Here is an 18,743-nt window from a genome sequence, read left to right on the forward strand (position 1 = left end):
TATCGATCAAGGACGATTCATGAGGCGATTGAAAAACAGCACCGTTGCGCCGTTGATACATGCACTGGCTGACTATAAGAGCATTCTGGTCAGCGTGGGCTGCTTTACTGCCCTGATCAATATATTGATGCTGGTGCCATCGATTTATATGCTCCAGGTGTATGACCGGGTACTGTCGTCACAGAACACAACAACGCTGGCCATGCTGTCATTCATGGTGGTGGGTTTTTTCATCTTTATCGGGATGCTTGAAACGGTCCGCAGTTTTATTGTGATCCGCATCGGCAGCCAGCTGGAGCGCAGGTTCAACCAACAGGTATACCGCGCCGCGTTCGAGCGCAACCTGTTCAGCGGCCAGGCCCACGCCGGGCAGGCATTGGGGGATTTGACCCTGATCCGCCAGTTTGTCACCGGTCCGGCGCTGTTCGCCTTCTTTGATGCTCCGTGGTTTCCCGTCTATTTGTGCGTGATCTTTCTGTTCAGTCCCTGGCTCGGTCTTATGGCGACGGCTGGGGCACTGCTGCTCATAGCCCTGGCGTGCATCAATGAGGTGATGACGCGCAAGCCCCTGAGCCAGGCCAGCCTGTACTCCCAACAATCCAGCCAATTGGCTACCAGCCACCTGCACAATGCCGAGACCATTCAGGCCATGGGCATGCTGGGTGTGTTGCGCCAACGCTGGTTTAACCTGCATTCGCGATTTTTGGCCGAGCAAAACAAGGCCAGTGACACCGGCGCAGTGATTGGTTCGGTGAGCAAAACCTTGCGCTTGTGCCTGCAGTCACTGGTGCTCGGCCTGGGTGCCTTGCTGGTGATCAACGGTGATATGAGCGCGGGCATGATGATTGCCGGTTCGATTTTGATGGGCCGTGTGCTGAGCCCCATCGATCAGTTGATCGCTGTCTGGAAGCAATGGAGCTCGGCAAAGTTGGCCTATCAACGCCTGGACAGTCTGTTGCGCGAGCATCCGCCCAGTGAAGACAACATGCAGCTGCCAGCCCCCATGGGTCAGGTGAGCTTTGAACAGGTCAGTGCGGCACCGCCGGGACAGCGCCTGCCCACCTTGCATCAGGTCAGCTTTAGCCTCAATGCAGGCGAGGTGCTCGGTGTGCTGGGTGCGTCGGGTTCGGGCAAGTCGACCCTGGCGCGGGTACTGGTAGGCGTCTGGCCGACGCTGGCGGGCACGGTGCGCTTGGATGGCGCGGACATTCACCAGTGGAACCGCGATCAATTGGGCCCACATATCGGCTACCTGCCCCAGGACATCGAGCTGTTCAGCGGCAGCATTGCCGAGAATATCGCCCGCTTTCGTGAGGCAGATCCCCGGCAGGTGGTCGCTGCGGCGCAGCAGGCCGGGGTTCACGAGATGATTTTGCGTTTGGCGCAAGGTTACGACACGGTTCTGGGTGACGAGGGCAGCGGCCTGTCGGGCGGGCAAAAGCAGCGGGTCGCTCTGGCGCGTGCCTTGTATGGCAATCCGCGGCTGGTGGTGCTGGATGAACCCAACTCCAACCTCGATGCCGTCGGTGACGCAGCCCTGACCCGGGCCATTGCTCACCTCAAGGCGCAGGGCTGCACCGTGGTGCTGGTGACGCACCGTTCGGCGTCGCTGGCCCAGGCCGACAAACTGCTGGTACTCAATGAAGGTCGTTGCCAGGTGTTCGGGCCAAGTGCCGAGGTGCTCAAAGCCTTGTCCGGGGCCCAGCAGCAACACGCCGCGCCGCAGGCGGCCAGTATCAACCGTCAGAGTGCTGAAGCATGAGCAAGGACGCTGGATTGATGAATGACCACAATCAACCACCCGTGCGCGAGCGCGGGGCGGGATTTTACGTGCGGGCAGGCTGGGTGCTGACCCTGGTCGGGGCGGGCAGCTTTTTTCTCTGGGCCAGCCTTGCACCGCTGGACGAAGGCATACCGGTACAGGGTACGGTGGTGGTCTCGGGCAAGCGCAAGGCAGTGCAGTCGTTGGGGGCCGGGGTGATGAGCCAGATTCTGGTGCGCGAGGGCCAGACAGTACTTCAGGGCGAGGTATTGTTTCGGCTGGACCAGACCCAGGTTGAAGCTGACGTGCAATCCTTGCGCGCGCAGTACCGCATGGCCTGGGCCAGCCAGGCGCGCTGGCAAAGCGAGCGTGACAACCTGGCACGGGTGAGTTTTCCGCCGGAATTGAGTCTGGACCCTGACCCTCGGCTGGCCCTGGTACTGGAGGGGCAGCAGCAGTTGTTCAGTAGCCGGCGCGAAGCCTTTGCCCGTGAACAGGCCGGGCTCAAGGCCAGTGTCGAAGGCGCAACCCGGCAACTGGACGGTATGCGTCGTGCGCGCAGCGATCAAATAGCGCAGGCCGACTCCCTGCGCCAGCAGTTGAGCAACCTGCGCCCCCTGGCTGAAAAAGGTTATATCCCGCGCAATCGCCTGATGGAATACGAGCGGCAGCTGTCACAGGTGCAGCAGGATCTGGCGCAGAACGCCGGTGAAAGCGGGCGTATCGAGCAGGGTATTGTGGAATCGCGGCTCAAACTGGCGCAGCACATCGATGAATATCAGAAGGAAGTGCGTAGCCAACTGGCCGATGCCCAGCTCAAAACCCTGACCCTGGAGCAGCAACTGACTTCGGCCGGGTTTGACCTGCAGCACAGTGAAATCTCTGCGCCAGCTGATGGCATCGCAGTCAACCTCAGCGTGCATACCGAAGGCGCGGTGGTGCGGGCGGGCGAAACCCTGCTGGAGATCGTGCCGCAGGGCACCCGCCTTGAGGTCGAGGGACGCCTGCCGGTGCATCTGGTGGACAGGGTGGGCAGCCAGTTGCCAGTGGATATTCTGTTTACGGCATTCAATCAAAGCAGCACACCGCGTGTGTCGGGGCAGGTCAACCTGGTTTCCGCCGACCAGTTGCTCGATGAAAAAACCGGCATGCCGTACTACGTGCTGCGCAGTTCGGTGAGTGATCAGGCGCTGGAGAAACTCAACGGGTTGGTGATTAAACCTGGCATGCCGGCCGAGATGTTTGTACGCACGGGCGAGCGCTCACTGCTCAATTACCTGTTTAAACCGCTGCTGGATCGCGCAGGGTCTGCGTTGACTGAGCGCTAGGATGCTGCAATTTATGAAAACAGCTTCGATGTTGGGCCTGGGCCTCGCGCTGTGGGCGGGCCTCGCAGCCAGCGCACAGGCACTGGGGCCGTTTCAGGTATATGAACAGGCCTTGCGCAATGATCCCGAGTTCCTCGCCGCCATCAAGGCGCGGGACGCGGGCCTGGAGAGTCGTAATATTGGTCGTGCCGGGCTGCTGCCCAAACTCTCGTACAACTACAACAAAGGCCGCAATAACTCCCAGGCCACCTATTTGAATGAGCGTGGCAATACCCACGACGACCGTAACTACAACAGTTATGGCTCGACCTTGACCTTGCAGCAGCCATTGATCGATTACGAGGCGTACGCCAATTACCGTAAAGGCGTGGCCCAGTCGCTGTTTGCCGATGAGACATTTCGCAGCAAAAGTCAGGAACTGCTGGTGCGGGTGCTGACCCATTACACCCAGGCGTTGTTTGCGCAAGACCAGATCGACAATGCCCGGGCCAAGAAAAAAGCCTATGAGCAGCAGTTTCGGCAAAACGAGCACATGTTTCGCCAGGGCGAGGGCACCCGCACCGACATTCTGGAGGCCGAGTCGCGTTACGAGCTGGCCACTGCCGAGGAAATCCAGGCCCATGACGAACAGGATGCGGCCTTGCGCGAGCTGGGCGCGTTGATTGGCGTGGCCACCCTGGATATCGATGAGCTGACGCCATTGACCCGCAGTTTCAGCTCATTGCCGCTGGAACCGGGGAGTTTCTCGAGCTGGCATGAAATGGCACTGGAGAGTAATCCGTTACTGGCGTCGCAGCGTGAGGCGCTGGAAGTGGCAAGGTACGAAGTTGAACGCAACCGGGCAGGGCATCTGCCCAAACTCAATGCCTATGCCAGCGTGCGAAAGATGGAATCCGACAGTGGCAACACCTACAACCAGCGCTACGACACCAACACCATCGGCATTGAAATCAGTGTGCCGCTGTATGCAGGGGGCGGGGTGTCGGCCTCGGTGCGTCAAGCCAGCAGCAATCTGGCCCAAGTGGAGTACGAGCTGGAAGGCAAAACCCGTGAAACCCTTATCGAACTGCGACGCCAGTTCAATGCCTGCCAGTCGGGCGTGAGCAAACTACGGGCTTATCAAAAAGCGCTGATTTCAGCCGAGGCGCTGGTCGTATCGACCCGTCAGAGCATTCTGGGCGGGGAGCGGGTCAATCTCGATGCGCTAAACGCCGAGCAGCAGCTGTACAGCACGCGGCGTGACCTTGCGCAAACCCGTTACGACTATCTGCTGGCCTGGACCAAGCTGCATTTTTACGCAGGCACCCTGGGCGCGCAGGACCTGGCACGGGTCGATGAAGCGTTTATCGCGCCGGGGCAAGCACATTGATTTGATCAACGAAGAGAGAAAAACCATGGCAGTGTTTGACTACAAGGATGTGGGTTCCAGCGTATCGGCAACACAGTTCAAGGATGCGATGGCAATCATGCTGTACAGCTATCACAACCTGGACAACGGCTTTGCCGTGGGTTACCAGCAACATGGCCTTGGCACCGGGCTGCCTGCCACACTGGTCAAGGCCTTGCTCGGCGGTACCGATGCCCAAGGGGTAGTGCCGGGGATTCCCTGGAACCCCGATTCGGAAAAGCTTGCCCGCGAGGCGGTCGAAAAAGCCGGGTGGACCCCTATCAGTGCAGAACAGTTGGGCTACACAGGCAAAGTCGATCAGCGCGGGACTTTTTTTGGTGAAAAAGCCGGCTACGGCACTGCCCAGGTGGAGATCCTCGGCAAGTACGCAGCCGATGGCCAACTGACTTCCATCGGTATCGGTTTTCGCGGCACCAGCGGACCGCGTGAGTCGCTGATTAGCGATTCCATCGGCGATGCCATCAGCGATTTGCTGGCAGCGATCGGGCCTGCCGATTACGCTAAAAACTACAGCGCCAACGCGTTTGACATGCTCCTGGGCAAAGTGGCGACCTTTGCCAGCGCGCAAGGGTTGAGCGGCAGCGACATACTGGTCAGTGGCCACAGCCTTGGCGGCCTGGCCGTCAACAGCCTGGCGGACCTGAGTGGCGATCATTGGGCGGGGTTTTATCGCGACTCAAAGTACATAGCCTTTGCTTCACCCACCCAGAGCGAAAGCACCGACAACGTGCTCAATATCGGCTACGAGAACGACCCAGTGTTCCGTGCCCTCAATGGTTCGGATTTCAATCTGTCGTCGCTGGGCGTGCATGACGCGCATCAGCCATCCGCCACCAACAATATTGTCAGTTTCAATGATCACTACGCTTCCACCGCGTGGAATCTGATGCCCTTTTCGATTGCCAATATTTCGACCTGGATCACCCACTTGCCCAGTGGCTATGAAAGCGGCATGACGCGGATTTTCGACTCGGCGTTTTATGACCTGACCGAAAAGGACTCGACCATTGTGGTCGCCAACTTGTCCAGTCCGGCACGGGAAAACACCTGGGTCCAGGACCTCAATCGCAACGCCGAACCGCACAAGGGCAGCACCTTTATCATAGGCAGCGACGGTAATGACTTGATTCAAGGGGGGCGCGGCAATGACTTCCTGGAAGGTCGCGACGGCAATGACACCTTCCGTGACAGTGGCGGCTACAACATCATTCTGGGTGGCAAAGGCGTCAATACGCTGGACTTGCAACAATCGTTGAGCCGCGTGGATGTGGTCAATGACGGGCAGGGCGCCTTGTATGTGCGCGATAGCCACGGCGGGATCACTATTGCCCGTGATATCAGTTTCCTGATAACCGAAGAGCCCGCCTGGCTGGGCCTGACCCACCGCGAAGTCAGCCATCGAGTTGATGATCAGGGGCTGTGGGCCGGCAAAGACCGCAGTGATTACACTCACTCGGTCAAGGCAGGGGCTGCGGACAGTACCCTCACGGCCGTTGAGCAGGGTGACTGGCTGCTGGGGCAGGGCGGCAACGATCACTTGATCGGTTTGCACGGCAATACGGTGTTTGTTGGCGGCGCAGGCAATGACCTGCTGGAGTCGGCAGGCGGTAATAACACCTTTGTGTTCAGCGGCCATTTTGGCAACGACACACTGCTGGGCTACCAGCCCAGTGACAAGTTGGTATTCCTGGGGGTGGATGGTGGCTACAACGCGGACTACCGGGCCCATGCCAGCGCGACGGGGCATGACACCGTGCTCAGCTTTGGCAGCGACTCGGTGACCCTGGTGGGTGTAGGGCTGGCCTCCCTGGCGAGCACGGACATTGTCATCGCCTGACCGCGAGTTGCAAGGGGCAAGCTTCAAGCGTGCTGCTTGTCACTTGCCGCTTGCAGTTGCCTCTAAACCTTAAACTGACGTAACAGCCCATTGAGCTGCACGCTGAGCTCCTTGAGGTGGGCACTGGCAGCGCTTGATTGCTCTGCCGCCAGGGCGGTGCCTTGGGACAGTTCGGCGGCCTGGGTCACATTCAGGTTGATGTCTTCCACGACATGGGCCTGTTGCAGGGTGGCGCTGGCTATCGAGGCATTGAGGTCGTTGAGGTTGCTCAGGGCCTGGCCGATGCTGGTCAGGCTCTGCCCGGCCTGGGTGGCCTGTTCGATGGTCAGCTGGGAGGCGCGACTGCTGCTGCCGATCACGTTGACGGCGGCTTCCGAGTGCTTTTGCAGGCCTTCGATCATGGTCTGGATTTCGGCCGTGGATTTTTGCGTGCGCTGGGCCAGTAGTCGAACCTCGTCCGCCACCACCGCAAAACCCCGACCCTGCTCACCGGCGCGGGCTGCTTCGATCGCAGCGTTGAGGGCCAGCAGGTTGGTTTGCTCGGCAATCGAGCGGATCACTTCAAGCACGCTGCCAATTTCGCTGCTTTGCGTGGCCAGGGTGCGGATCACCTCGACGGCCTGATGGATGGTGGCAGACAGCTGGCCGATCTGTTCCAGGCTGGTATCGATATTCTGCTGTCCAAGCTCGGCTTGTGACTGCGCACCGCGCATTTCGCTGGCCGCGTGCTCGGCGTTTTTCGCCACATCTTGCACGGCGCAGGTGACTTCGTTGATCGCCGTGGCCACCTGATCCATTTGCATGGCTTGCTGCTGGCTGCGCTGTTGCGCGGCGCTGGCGTCACTGCCCAGTTCCGTGGAGGACTGGTCGAGTGCCGTGGCAGTGGCCTGTAAATGGCTGATCACATTGCGCAGCTTGGCGGTAAAGGCATTGAAATGATGGGCCAGTAAAGTGACCTCATCACGGCCGTGGGTATCCAGGCTTCGGGTCAGGTCGCTTTCACCACTGGCGATATTGGCCATGGCCTGCACGGCCTCTTGCAGCGGTCGCACGATGCTGCGAGCAATCAGGGTCACCAGCAGCGCCATGATCAACGCGATGCCAAGGCCAGCCCAACTGGCTTTCCAGGCTTGAGCGCGGAACTCGGCCTGCATGTCGTCGATATACACGCCCGAGCCTATTACCCAGCCCCACGGCTCGAACAGTTGTACATAAGAGGTTTTTTGCACAGGCGCTTCGGCGCCCGGTTTTGGCCAGCGGTAGTCCACCATGCCCGAACCTTTGCTTTTGGCCAGGCTGGCCATCTCGTTGAAAATCGCAAAGCCGTCCGGGTCCTTGATGGCCGACAGGTCTTTGCCATCGAGTTTGGGGTTGGTGGGGTGCATGACCATATAAGGGCGCAGGTCATTGATCCAGAAATAGTCATCGTGGTCATAGCGCAGCTGGCTGATCACGGTCAGCGCCTGCTGTTGCGCGGCTTTACGGCTCAAGCTGCCGGCAGCTTCCAGGCCCTGGTAATAGTTGAGTACCCCGCTGGCCGCTTGTACCACGTGCCGGGTTTTCTGGGCTTTACCTTCATACAAATCGTCATGTATCTGTTTTAGCATCAGCAATCCCAACGCCAGCAGCATGGCCATGGCCACAATCAAGATCAGCCATAAACGTCGGCTGATGGATAACCCGCGCAGGGTATTCATAAAGGCTCACTCCTGGTTTTTCTTCTTGTGGTGATTCACAGAACAACTTTTTTCAGACTTGCCTGTCAGACGAGACCGAGCTCATGTCATAGCAGCGAAAGTGGAACGTGTCTGATAGGATCTCGGCCGAAATTGGCAAAGCTTCATCTTTATTGATTTCTGACAGTTTTTTCACAGCGCGTCGGGGCGCATGTCGCACTTTTATCCTGCTCCGGGGCCGTGGCTGCAACACCTTAATCAAGACTAATCAGCTCTGCATGAGGCAGGGCTTTATGGGGGAATAATGGATCTTTGGACTGCCGCTCAGGCGTTGATTTTGGGCGTCGTTGAAGGCTTGACGGAGTTTTTGCCGATCTCGAGTACGGGCCACCAGATTATTGTGGCCGACTTGCTCAACTTTGGCGGCGAGCGGGCGATGGCATTCAACATCATCATCCAGCTGGGTGCGATTTTGGCTGTGGTCTGGGAGTTTCGCCGCAAGATCATCGATGTTGTCGTTGGTTTGCCCACCAAGCCCGAGGCACGTCGTTTCACCACCAACCTGATTATCGCGGTGATGCCGGCGGTGGTGCTGGGGGTGATTTTTGCCGATGTGATCCACGAGTACCTGTTCAACCCGATTACCGTGGCCACGGCCCTGGTGATTGGCGGTGTGATCATGCTGTGGGCCGAGCGCCGCCAGCATGTGATTCGCGCTGAAACCGTGGACGACATGACCTGGAAAGACGCAGTTAAAATCGGCTTTGCCCAGTGTCTGGCGATGATTCCCGGCACTTCGCGCTCGGGTTCGACCATTATCGGCGGCCTGCTGTTTGGTCTGTCGCGCAAGGCGGCCACCGAGTTCTCATTCTTCCTGGCCATGCCGACCATGGTCGGTGCTGCGGTTTACTCCGGCTACAAGTACCGTCATCTGTTCCAGCCTGACGACCTGCCGGTCTTCGCGATCGGTTTTGTCACCTCGTTTATCTTCGCCATGATCGCAGTACGCGCCTTGCTGAAGTTTATTTCCAATCACAGCTATGCCGCTTTTGCCTGGTATCGTATTGGTTTTGGCCTGTTGATCCTGGCCACCTGGCAGTTCGGCTGGATTGACTGGACGGCAGCTGCAGCGTGAGGAATGGGCATAACGGCGCACCGGTGCGTGGCTTGAAGCTCAAGTTGCTGGTATTGCTAGTGCTGTGCGCCTTGCCGATGGGTGGCTCGGTGAGCGTGTTGCTCACCGGGGGCAGCCCGCTGCCGTTGCTGGCCTATGCAGTGGCCAGCCTGCTGGCGTTCGGCCTGTACCGCTACGACAAGCAACAGGCCGCGGCTGGTCAGTGGCGCACGCCGGAGAAAGTCTTGCACGGGGTTGAGCTGCTGGGCGGTTGGCCAGGGGCACTGGTGGCGCAACAAATGTTTCGCCACAAAACCCGCAAATTGTCTTATCAGCTGTTGTTCTGGTTGATTGTGGCTGTGCATCAGGTGGTATGGATCGACGTCCTGTTCCTGAACAGGTCGTTTCTCCAGCTGTTGCGGTTACAGCAGTAAACCGATCTGACGTTTTTTCGCCAGTTTTCCCACCACCAGTTGGTGGGAACGGCGCAACAGGTCCTGCAGCTCTTCAGCGCCCATCGGATAAGGTGCTTGCATATTGATCCAGTACGCTCGCGCCAGATAAGGCGACGGGCGTATACCCGGCCGATCGATGTAGCCCAGAAACAGTTCTTTCTCGACCTTGAACGAAAGCCCGTTGCTGTTGAGGTTGAACAGGGCAAACATCTTGCTGTCGTCGATAAAAAAAACCTCGACCCCACCCCATTTCACTGCTTCCTGAGCGCCCGGCAGGTTTCGGCAGAATTCGGCTACATCCTGTTTGGTCATTGCGGTCATAGCAGTTTGTCTCCACAGCTTTCGAATGACTCAACCAGGTGGTCGATCCAGGCCCGCACGGCCGGTATCACCCCGCGTCTGTGGGGATACACTGCGTGCAGCCAGCCACCCGGCAGGGTCCATTTGGGCAATAGTTGAACAAGCTGGCCGTCTTGCAGCTCCTGCTCGCAATACATCATGGGTAACACGGTGAAACCCAGGCCGGCCAAGGTGCAAGCTTTGCGCACGATAAAATCGTCAACCCCCAGGCGTGCTTCAAGCACCAGGTTGCAGCCCTTGCCGTGCTCGTCGAGCATGCGCAAGTGAACCATGCGATCGGCCTCGAGCGCTCCCAGCAGCGGGATTTTTTTCAGGTCTTCAGGGCTATCAACCGGCCAATTACGGGCAAACTCGGGGGTGGCTACCATCACGGTGCGGGCCTGACGCAGGCGCCGCGTGACCAGCGACGGGTCTTCATCGCCTTCTTCGCGCACCCGTAAGGCCACATCGATGCCGTCGGTGACCAGATCGACGCGACGGTTGAGCAGGTTGACCTCCAGCTGCACCAGGGGATAGGCCTGCAGAAAGGAACTGATCACCCCGGGCATAAATTCATGGGCCAGCCCCACGGGGCACGACACACGCAAGGGGCCGCGTGGCTCGCTGGACATGCTGGCAACGGCTTCGTCGGCCATTTCGGCTTCCAGCAACATGGCCTGGCAATGACGCAGATAACGCTCGCCCACAGCGGTCAGCTTGAGCTGACGCGTGGTGCGCTGCAGCAAGCGGGCGCCCAGACGCTCTTCAAGTTCCGCCACGCGCCGCGACAGACGTGACTTGGGGATGCCCAGCAATCGTCCGGCAGCAGCGAAGCCACCGGATTCGACCACCTTGGCGAAATAGTAAAGGTCGTTAAGGTCTTGCATGGCGTGCTCACTGTCCTGCAGGTGGGACGAACTATCGCATAATGGCCAACTTATCGTCGATTGCTTTCATTGGTAGTATCCCCTCCATCGAGATCGCCCAGAGGCGGTCATCATCTGGAGATCACCATGAAACTGTTGCATATCGATTCGAGCATTCTGGGCGACAACTCGGCATCCCGTCAGTTGAGCAGCGAAGTGGTCAAGGCATGGCAGGCTGCTGATCCACAAGTAGAGGTCAGCTACCGCGACCTGGCCGCTGAAGCCATTGAACATTTCTCGGCCGCCACCTTGGTGGCTGCCGGTACTCCGGCCGAGCTGCGTGATGCGGCACAAAAACACGAAGCCCAGTTGAGTGCTGACACCCTGGCCCAGTTTCTCGCGGCTGACGCGGTGGTGATTGCAGCGCCGATGTACAATTTCACCATTCCAACCCAGCTCAAGGCCTGGATTGACCGCATCGCAGTTGCTGGCCAGACCTTTCGTTATACCGAAGCCGGCCCTGTAGGGCTGTGCGGCAACAAGAAAGTAGTAGTGGTATCGACCTCCGGTGGCCTGCATGCGGGTCAGGAAACCGGCGTAGCTCACGAAGATTACTTGAAAGTGATGCTGGGCTTCATGGGCATTACCGACGTCGAATTTGTCCGCGCCCACGGCCTGGCCTATGGCGACGAGGTACGCAGCAAAGCCATGAGCGATGCACATGCGCATATCAAGCAGGATCTGTTCAGCGCAGCGTAAGCAATCTCAGGCGCAGCACTGTCTAAACTCTGTATTCTGGTCTTTGTAAAAGGATCGGGGTACGGAGTTTTTTGCGTCTGGCCCGGGTTGTGCAGAGTGTGATGCTGTCGAGCAATGCACCGTTGAAGGTGAGCCTCCATGATGCGTCTGTGTGCGGTACTGGTGTTGTTGATCGCAGGTTGCCCTGTCATGGTGCAAGCTGAGCCCGTATACCCCTGGAGCGTGGGTTTTCATCGCCTGAGCTTTCTCGATCCGCTGGACGATCAGCCCATGCGCGCCATTGCCTTTTATCCTTCCACGGATCCCGAAGGCGTCAGCAAGATGGGCAGCTACGAAGTGCAAGCCACCGAAGGCGCGAAAATCGCCATGGGCCGTTATCCGCTGCTGATGCTATCCCATGGAAACACCGGCACGCCACTGGCGTTGCATGACCTGGCCACCTCATTGGCGCGCAAGGGGTTTGTAGTAGTAGCCGTGCTGCACCCTGGCGACAATTACAAGGATCACAGCCGTCTGGGCACACTGAGTAACCTTTATGGGCGGCCGATGCAAATATCTGCTGCACTCAGCGCGACTCTGGCCGATCACGATTTGTCACCCTATGTGCAAGACGATCAAGCAGGGGTCATCGGTTACTCGGCAGGGGGCGAAACGGCGTTGATCCTGGCCGGCGCCCAGCCTGACCTGGATCGACTGCGCCGCTATTGCCAGGAACGCCCTGAAGACCGTGATGCCTGTACTACCAAGGGCGAGTTGATCGCCGATCGTGATGACTTGGTAGCTGTCTCGGACCCTCGCGTAAAAGCCCTGTTGCTGATGGCGCCTTTGAGCCTGATGTTCGGCCGGCAAACCCTGGCTGATGTGAATGTGCCTGTGCTGCTGTACAGCGGTGACAACGATCAGTTGGTATTTCCCGATAAGAATGCCGATGCCCTGGCGCGCAAGCTGCCCGTGGAACCTGAGTTCAAGATGATCCCCGGTGCCGGGCACTTCGTCTTCATGGCGCCCTGCAGCGACGAGCAAATGGCGGTTATGCCCGGTTTATGCACGGATGCTCAAGGGGTTGATCGAGAAGACATCCATCGTGACCTGATTTATGAGGCGGGGAGGTTTTTCAGCAAGGTCCTGGAACCTGCAGCACAGGGCAGAACCGCTTCAACCGACCACCAGACTTGCCCTGTTGGCCGGTTGGGCGCACGCCACTGTTAGTTCTATTTTTGCGCGGCTTCAAGTTGTTTGATACGCGCATCCATTTCGCGCACTGATTCGATCAGGGGGGCGACAAGTTTCTCGTAGTCGACGCGTAACTGATTGTTATCCTCGCGCACCAACTGCGGATAAACTTTTTGTACGTTTTGGGCAAGAACGCCGATATCTTTACGGCCACCGTCCTTCCAGTCGAAAGTTACGCCCTGAATTTGCAGTAACGTGTCAGTGGCATTTTTCATTGGCTGAATATTGGTTTTAAGGTTCGCATCACTGAACGGGCAGCACGGCCATCCCGGCGGGAAGTCATAAAAATCTTTGGACTCCGCGTGGGCTGTTGCTTGCAGGCCCATGAACAAAAAAGGTACTGCCATTATCGTTAGATACTTTTTCATATGATACTCTGCAGTGTTATCCAAAATAATTGGTATTACAGCGCAGAAAATAATATCCCTAAGTGCTCTTCGCACAATGATGGCTAAACGATTTAACTTTTTCCGATTATTACTGAGCGTAATCAGTTCGCCATGTCAGAAGAAGTTTTAACGCGTTTTTCGGTTTGACAACCAAACGCTCAACAGTAATCCCAGAATGCACATCACCGCTGCACTGAAGAATATCCACGGGTACCCCATGTTCAGCGCAATAACCCCCATGATCGGCCCCGCGATGGCCAGAGCCAGGTCAAAAAACACGGCATAGGCACTTAGCCCGGCGCCGCGGCTGGAAACAGGCACTTGCTTGACCGCTTCGACACCCAGGGCCGGGTACACCAGGGACAAGCCAAAGCCGGTCAACCCTGCCCCTGCCAGGGCAAATGCGGTGCTGGGTGCCAGCCACAGCATGACCAGCCCCAGCGTTTCGATGCTCATGCAGGCAATCGCCACGTTGTAGCCACCAAAGCGGCTGATGCTGTTGGTAAAGATCAGGCGGCCCAGGATAAAACACACACCAAATACTGACAGGCAATACGCAGCCCCGTCCCAGCCCTGGTCAATATAAAACAGGGTGATAAAGGTGGTCAGCGTGCCATAGCCAATAGAGGCCAGGGTCAGGCTGATGCCATAGGGAGCAATCAGACCAAACACTGACCAAAAGGGCAGGCGCACGCCAGCGACCGCCGGGATTGCCGGTTTTTTGCGAATCAGCCCCAAGGCTGCCAGCGCCAGCAGCAACAGGGTTACACCCAGCATGGCAAAGCCCAGCCGGTCGACCATCACCACGCCCAGAGGCGCGCCAATGGCGATCGCGCCATAGGACGCAATGCCATTCCAGCCGATAGCCCTGGCGGTATGTTGAGATCCCACCTGGGCAATGCCCCAGGTGATGGTGCCGACACCGATCAGGCCCTGGGCAATGCCGAGAAATACCCGGCCGACAATCAAAACGCCCAGGCTCAGCAGTTGCCAGTCTTGCAGCGCTACGGCCAGGGACGTGAGCACGCCGCTGATGGCGATGCCGGTCAAGCCATACACGATGGCGGGCTTGGTGCCGATGCTGTCGACCAGTCGCCCGGCTGAGGGGCGGCTCAGCAGGGTGGCCAGATACTGCGACGCAATGGCCAGCCCTGCGACGATCGCACTGAAGCCCAGTTGGTCATGCACATAGCTCGGCAAAACGGCTATCGGCAAGCCAATACAGATAAAGGCAATAAAGGTGTAGAACACGATCGACAGGATCTGCAGGGTGATCGACAGGGAGCTTGCAGGGGAAGGGTGTTGCGCGGGCATTAGCGGGGAGTCCGGCTGGCGATCGGTAACCGACATGATGGCGCGGCCCCGGGATAAAAGAAAGCAGGCTAACGGTAATATTGGCCCACGCACACAGCCTGTGGGAGCGGGCTTGCTCGCGATAAAGGCGCTGCGCTGTATCAGGCCTCACGCGAGTGGCTAAAGGCCAGAAACGAAAAACCCCATCACCAGGACGGGGTTTTCGTTATAGCTGATCAGGCTGTGCCTGAATCAGAACGTAACGCCCTGGCTGCGCAGGTAGTCATCGTAGGTGCCGCTGAAGTCGATCACGCCGCTTGGGCTCAGCTCGATAATACGAGTGGCCAGGGAGGATACGAACTCACGGTCATGGCTGACGAATACCAGGGTGCCCGGGTAGTTCTCGAGTGCCAGGTTCAGCGCCTCGATGGATTCCATGTCCAAGTGGTTGGTCGGTTCGTCCATGACCAGCACGTTGGCCTTTTGCAGGATCAACTTGCCGAACAGCATGCGACCTTGCTCACCACCGGAAATAACCTTGACCGACTTGAGGATGTCATCGTTGGAAAACAGCATGCGGCCCAACGTACCGCGCACCATTTGTTCGCCCTGGGTCCATTGGCCCATCCAGTCGAACAGGGTCATGTCGTCTTCGAAATCGTGAGCGTGATCCTGGGCGTAGTAGCCCAGTTCGGCGGCTTCAGTCCACTTCACCGTACCGGCATCCGGGGTCAGTTCGTTGACCAGGGTGCGCAGCAGGGTGGTTTTGCCAATACCGTTCGGGCCAATGATCGCAACGCGCTCGCCGGCTTCAACGGTGAAGCTGAAGTCCTTGAACAGAGTCTTGCCATCAAAGCCTTTGGCCATTTGCTCGACAATCACAGCCTGACGGTGCAGCTTCTTGTTCTGCTCGAAGCGAATGAACGGGCTGACACGGCTCGAAGGCTTGACCTCGGCCAGGGTGATCTTGTCGATTGCCTTGGCGCGGGAGCTGGCCTGCTTGGATTTCGAGGCGTTGGCCGAGAAGCGGCTGACGAACGCTTGCAGTTCGTTGATCTGCGCTTTCTTCTTGGCGTTTTCCGACAGCAGTTGCTCGCGCGACTGGGTCGCGACGGTCATGTACTCGTCATAGTTGCCCGGGAACAGACGCAACTCGCCGTAGTCCAGGTCAGCCATGTGGGTGCACACGCTGTTCAGGAAGTGACGGTCGTGGGAGATGATGATCATCAGGCTGTTGCGCTGGGTCAGAATGTTTTCCAGCCAGCGGATGGTGTTGATATCCAGGTGGTTGGTGGGTTCGTCGAGCAGCAGTACTTCAGGATCGGAGAACAGCGCCTGAGCCAGCAATACGCGCAGTTTCCAGCCTGGCGACACTTCGCTCATCGGGCCGAAATGCTGCTCGATACCGATACCCAGGCCCAGCAACAGCTCGCCGGCACGGGATTCGGCGGTGTAACCGTCCATTTCAGCGAACTCGGTTTCGAGTTCGGCTACGGCCATGCCGTCTTCTTCAGTCATTTCCGGCAGCGAATAAATGCGATCGCGCTCGGCCTTGACCTTCCACAGCTCTTCGTGACCCATGATCACGGTATCGATCACGGTGAATTCTTCGTAGGCGAACTGGTCCTGGCGCAATTTACCCAGACGCACGTTCGGCTCCAGCATGACCTGGCCGCCGGACGGCTCAAGGTCATCACCGAGGATCTTCATGAAGGTGGACTTGCCGCAACCGTTGGCACCGATCAGGCCGTAGCGGTTACCGGCGCCAAATTTTACTGAAACGTTCTCGAATAGCGGCTTTGCGCCGAACTGCATCGTGATATTTGCTGTGGAGATCAATTACTTTACCTATCAATAGCTTAGAGTTCGCTGGTTTCAGCCGGTACCCATATGGGACCAATTTGGAGCTTTTCCAGCTCGCTCCAATCTGAGCTTGAGTCGAACCAATGCGCATACGTTGACAGCAACATTTGGACGCTATGGCCAAGCTGCTGGGAAATGAAGGCGGGATTCAAACCGGACATTGAGCGTATTGTCTCATAGGTATGGCTACAGTTGTATGGCACCGGGCATCTGATTCAGTGTGTTTGCTGGCTGACTGCACAAAACCCTGGTTTGGTATGACAGGTACCTCTCTTTGAAGCGCAAGCGGCCCAAGGATTTCGCCGTGCCCGTGAGAAGCCTGCTTTTAATGGAGGCTATGAGAAGCCGTCAGCGGCAAATACGATTTTGCATAGGGTTTTTTTGCAGGCCAATCTGCCGGTATTTCCGCGTATGGCCTACAGGGTTGCCCTGTAGAAAGCCGATGTGAATGAGCGGCGCATCTTGCGAAAGGCCCATTTCAATCATGGTGGGCAGCGTCACTCATAGGGTGCTTTATGCACACCTTGGAACTGCAAGCCCCGGTAGTCGGGCGAAGTTCGTGCAGAGGTCAATCATTCAAAGAGACAATCAATGCCTTTGATTTGTAGGGATGAACAATTTAAAAGCCACGCCCTGAATTGCAGTGTTAGTAAGCAATGCTGCAAGTTTACAAAGTGGGCAGCATCAGCGGCTGATGCGGATTTTTTTACGGGTGAGTTCACACATAAAGGTCCCCGTATCGCCGCGCAGTACGTACAAGGTCGCTCGGTAGAAGGCCGAAGGCCGCGTGCAGTGCAGGTCGCGCATCTTGCGATAAGCCCATTTCCAGCCGCGCTTAGTTACAGTACTCATCTTATTCATCCTTGAAAGATTTTATATTTTGAGTGTATCAGCACTTTTGGATAAATGGACTACTCCGTATGAGGGTGTTTTTCTGGCAAGGAATGTCGCCATGCTCAAGTTTTAGCTGCACTAAATTGTTTCGAATGTATTAAATTTAGATGGTCATCTATACGAGTTTTGCACTTTTTTAGTGCGCAGCTGAAAGTGAGTGCAAGTTGGCGGTTGTTATTGGGGTAGTAGCACTAAGCCATCTCTTGTCCAGGTTCTCCGTCAAATAATCCATGAACGCTTTGACCTTGGCCGTCAGGGCAGAGCGATCCTGTACGCAGGCATAAATATCCAGTGGCTCGACGCAGGACTGGCTCGAGTCGTGACTGTGTTTGAGCAGTGCAATCAGCCGGCCTGAATCGACATGGGGGGCAGCCACGAACTCTGCCAGGCGGGCAATCCCGGCACCGTAAATGGCCATTTGGGTCAGTGCGTCGATATCGTCACTGATAGCCGTGAAGTTCAGCGCTACATAGTAATGCTCCCCCTCGCGGAAAAACCCCCAGCGCAACAAGCGCCCGTCAAGCGGATAGCGAAAGGCCAGGCAGGCATGCCTCTGAAGATCTTCAGGGCTGCGTGGGATACCGGCCCGCTCCAGATAGGCAGGGGAGGCGCACACCACAAAAGGTACTGAAGCGATCTTTCGCGCAACAATGCCTTCTTCCAGCTGCGGCTTGATCCGCAGGCTCAGGTCAATACCGTCCTGGATATGGTTTATTTTGCCGTCAGTGGTGCACAGTTCAAGGCGCAGGCGCGGGTGGCGTGCCGCAAAACCGGCAATCAAGGGAGCCAGTACATGGCGGCCGAACGCGGAGGTCGATGCAATGCACAAACGCCCTTGCAGTTCTGTCTCGCCAGCGCTGATGGCCATTTGTGCAGACTCAAGGTCTGCAGCGACGCGTCTGACTCTTGCGTAGTACAACGCACCGCTTTCTGTCAGCGCCATACTGCGCGTGGTGCGGTGCAGCAACCGAGCGCCAAGGTGCTCCTCCAGACGGTTGATGGTCTGGCTGACGGCGGCGGCACTGAGCCCCAGATTTTTTGCCGCGCCCACGATGGACCCCGTTTCGACCACTTTAATAAAGCTGGCAATCGCCGCGAGCAGATTCATGAGGGGCTCTACAGGTTATTCGTAAGATTTTCTTTATAAAGTAAGTGTCCTAGAACGTCTAGTTGACCGTTTTTGATCTTGCTAAGGTGCGTCATCTCTTTATTACATGCTCAAAAAAGGCCTTTTATGACCTCCAAAACATCCAGCGCCGTACTTTCGTCGAAGCGCATGAAGCTCTCCGCGCGGGCTACGCCTTATGTCTTTGCTTTCTACATGTCGACGATCATGGCCTTTCTGATGTCGTTGGTAATCACCGCAGCTAACTCCGGCATTGAGGAAGATTACCTGAGCAATGCGCTGCATGCTTATCAGCTGGCAATGCCGGTTGCGTTCCTGTGCATCCTGGTGGTGCGGCCCATTGTAGTGAAACTGGTGTCATTTACCGTGCACCCGCACCGTTAGTCCGAAAACCCTTTTTG

The 18,743-nt window shown here is 57.4% G+C and carries 17 protein-coding genes and 1 pseudogene; 9 read left to right on the forward strand and 9 right to left on the reverse strand.

All coding sequences use genetic code 11. The features are described 5' to 3' along the window. Positions 1-19: 19 nt before the first annotated feature. Genes FHL07_RS00920 through FHL07_RS00935 form a run of 4 tightly spaced genes read left to right on the forward strand, consistent with a single transcriptional unit; the run spans position 20 to position 6,335 of the window. A complete protein-coding gene (locus FHL07_RS00920; RefSeq protein ID WP_138737961.1) occupies positions 20-1,762 on the forward strand; it encodes a type I secretion system permease/ATPase in 1,743 nt (580 codons plus the stop codon). 17 nt (positions 1,763-1,779) lie between these two features. Continuing rightward, positions 1,780-3,090, forward strand: a complete 1,311-nt coding sequence (locus tag FHL07_RS00925; RefSeq protein ID WP_238705489.1) for an HlyD family type I secretion periplasmic adaptor subunit — start codon at positions 1,780-1,782, stop codon at positions 3,088-3,090. 13 nt (positions 3,091-3,103) lie between these two features. Continuing rightward, positions 3,104-4,459 carry a TolC family outer membrane protein gene (locus FHL07_RS00930; protein ID WP_178084358.1) on the forward strand — a complete coding sequence of 452 codons (1,356 nt, stop codon included), beginning with the start codon at positions 3,104-3,106 and terminating at the stop codon, positions 4,457-4,459. Positions 4,460-4,484: 25 nt separating this feature from the next. Then, positions 4,485-6,335, forward strand: coding sequence for a polyurethane esterase (locus FHL07_RS00935; protein WP_138738087.1), 1,851 nt, complete (start codon positions 4,485-4,487; stop codon positions 6,333-6,335). Between the two features lie 62 nt (positions 6,336-6,397). Here the strand turns inward: FHL07_RS00935 and FHL07_RS00940 are convergent, their stop codons facing one another. Then, the gene (locus tag FHL07_RS00940; RefSeq protein ID WP_138737963.1) at positions 6,398-8,032 is read right to left on the reverse strand and encodes a methyl-accepting chemotaxis protein; all 1,635 of its coding nucleotides are present in this window, start codon (positions 8,030-8,032) and stop codon (positions 6,398-6,400) included. 283 nt (positions 8,033-8,315) lie between these two features. Between FHL07_RS00940 and FHL07_RS00945 the strand changes: the two genes are divergently transcribed. Both FHL07_RS00945 and FHL07_RS00950 read left to right on the forward strand, forming a co-directional pair. Beyond that, positions 8,316-9,146: an undecaprenyl-diphosphate phosphatase gene (locus FHL07_RS00945; RefSeq protein ID WP_095000155.1), complete on the forward strand. Its 831-nt coding sequence runs from the start codon at positions 8,316-8,318 to the stop codon at positions 9,144-9,146. Continuing rightward, entirely contained in the window at positions 9,143-9,559 is a 417-nt protein-coding gene (locus tag FHL07_RS00950; RefSeq protein ID WP_095000156.1) for a DUF1294 domain-containing protein, read from the forward strand. The genes FHL07_RS00945 and FHL07_RS00950 overlap by 4 nt, the downstream gene beginning before the upstream one ends. Here FHL07_RS00950 and FHL07_RS00955 read toward each other — a convergent pair. Both FHL07_RS00955 and FHL07_RS00960 read right to left on the reverse strand, forming a co-directional pair. Beyond that, positions 9,548-9,892 (reverse strand): MmcQ/YjbR family DNA-binding protein, encoded by a 345-nt coding sequence (locus tag FHL07_RS00955; protein ID WP_095018561.1) that lies wholly within the window; start codon positions 9,890-9,892, stop codon positions 9,548-9,550. The genes FHL07_RS00950 and FHL07_RS00955 overlap by 12 nt on opposite strands. A gap of 5 nt (positions 9,893-9,897) precedes the next feature. Further along, on the reverse strand, positions 9,898-10,806 hold the full coding sequence (locus FHL07_RS00960) for a LysR substrate-binding domain-containing protein (protein ID WP_095000157.1): 909 nt from the start codon (positions 10,804-10,806) through the stop codon (positions 9,898-9,900). Positions 10,807-10,932: 126 nt separating this feature from the next. On the opposite strand from FHL07_RS00960, the gene FHL07_RS00965 reads away from it, so the two are divergent. Both FHL07_RS00965 and FHL07_RS00970 read left to right on the forward strand, forming a co-directional pair. Further along, complete coding sequence (locus FHL07_RS00965) at positions 10,933-11,544, forward strand: FMN-dependent NADH-azoreductase (RefSeq protein ID WP_095000158.1); 612 nt, start codon at positions 10,933-10,935, stop codon at positions 11,542-11,544. A gap of 138 nt (positions 11,545-11,682) precedes the next feature. Continuing rightward, entirely contained in the window at positions 11,683-12,753 is a 1,071-nt protein-coding gene (locus tag FHL07_RS00970; RefSeq protein WP_138737964.1) for an alpha/beta hydrolase family protein, read from the forward strand. A gap of 2 nt (positions 12,754-12,755) precedes the next feature. Here FHL07_RS00970 and FHL07_RS00975 read toward each other — a convergent pair whose 3' ends face one another. The 6 genes and pseudogenes from FHL07_RS00975 to FHL07_RS00995 form a co-directional block, all read right to left on the reverse strand. Further along, the gene (locus FHL07_RS00975) at positions 12,756-13,145 is read right to left on the reverse strand and encodes a tail fiber domain-containing protein (protein ID WP_095000160.1); all 390 of its coding nucleotides are present in this window, start codon (positions 13,143-13,145) and stop codon (positions 12,756-12,758) included. Between the two features lie 147 nt (positions 13,146-13,292). After that, positions 13,293-14,480 carry an MFS transporter gene (locus FHL07_RS00980; RefSeq protein WP_138738088.1) on the reverse strand — a complete coding sequence of 396 codons (1,188 nt, stop codon included), beginning with the start codon at positions 14,478-14,480 and terminating at the stop codon, positions 13,293-13,295. 231 nt (positions 14,481-14,711) lie between these two features. After that, positions 14,712-16,298, reverse strand: a complete 1,587-nt coding sequence (locus FHL07_RS00985) for an ABC-F family ATPase (protein WP_029611422.1) — start codon at positions 16,296-16,298, stop codon at positions 14,712-14,714. Between the two features lie 20 nt (positions 16,299-16,318). Continuing rightward, a pseudogene (locus tag FHL07_RS23755) lies at positions 16,319-16,537 on the reverse strand (hypothetical protein); the annotation flags it as partial. A 469-nt stretch (positions 16,538-17,006) separates the two neighbouring features. Next, the gene (locus FHL07_RS23580) at positions 17,007-17,174 is read right to left on the reverse strand and encodes a hypothetical protein (protein ID WP_169916325.1); all 168 of its coding nucleotides are present in this window, start codon (positions 17,172-17,174) and stop codon (positions 17,007-17,009) included. A gap of 178 nt (positions 17,175-17,352) precedes the next feature. Then, complete coding sequence (locus tag FHL07_RS00995; protein WP_095000162.1) at positions 17,353-18,324, reverse strand: LysR family transcriptional regulator; 972 nt, start codon at positions 18,322-18,324, stop codon at positions 17,353-17,355. Positions 18,325-18,450: 126 nt separating this feature from the next. On the opposite strand from FHL07_RS00995, the gene FHL07_RS01000 reads away from it, so the two are divergent. Then, on the forward strand, positions 18,451-18,726 hold the full coding sequence (locus FHL07_RS01000; RefSeq protein ID WP_095000163.1) for a DUF2798 domain-containing protein: 276 nt from the start codon (positions 18,451-18,453) through the stop codon (positions 18,724-18,726). Positions 18,727-18,743: the final 17 nt, after the last annotated feature.

The organism is Pseudomonas sp. FSL W7-0098, from assembly GCF_005930585.1.
Lineage (GTDB): Bacteria > Pseudomonadota > Gammaproteobacteria > Pseudomonadales > Pseudomonadaceae > Aquipseudomonas > Aquipseudomonas bubulae.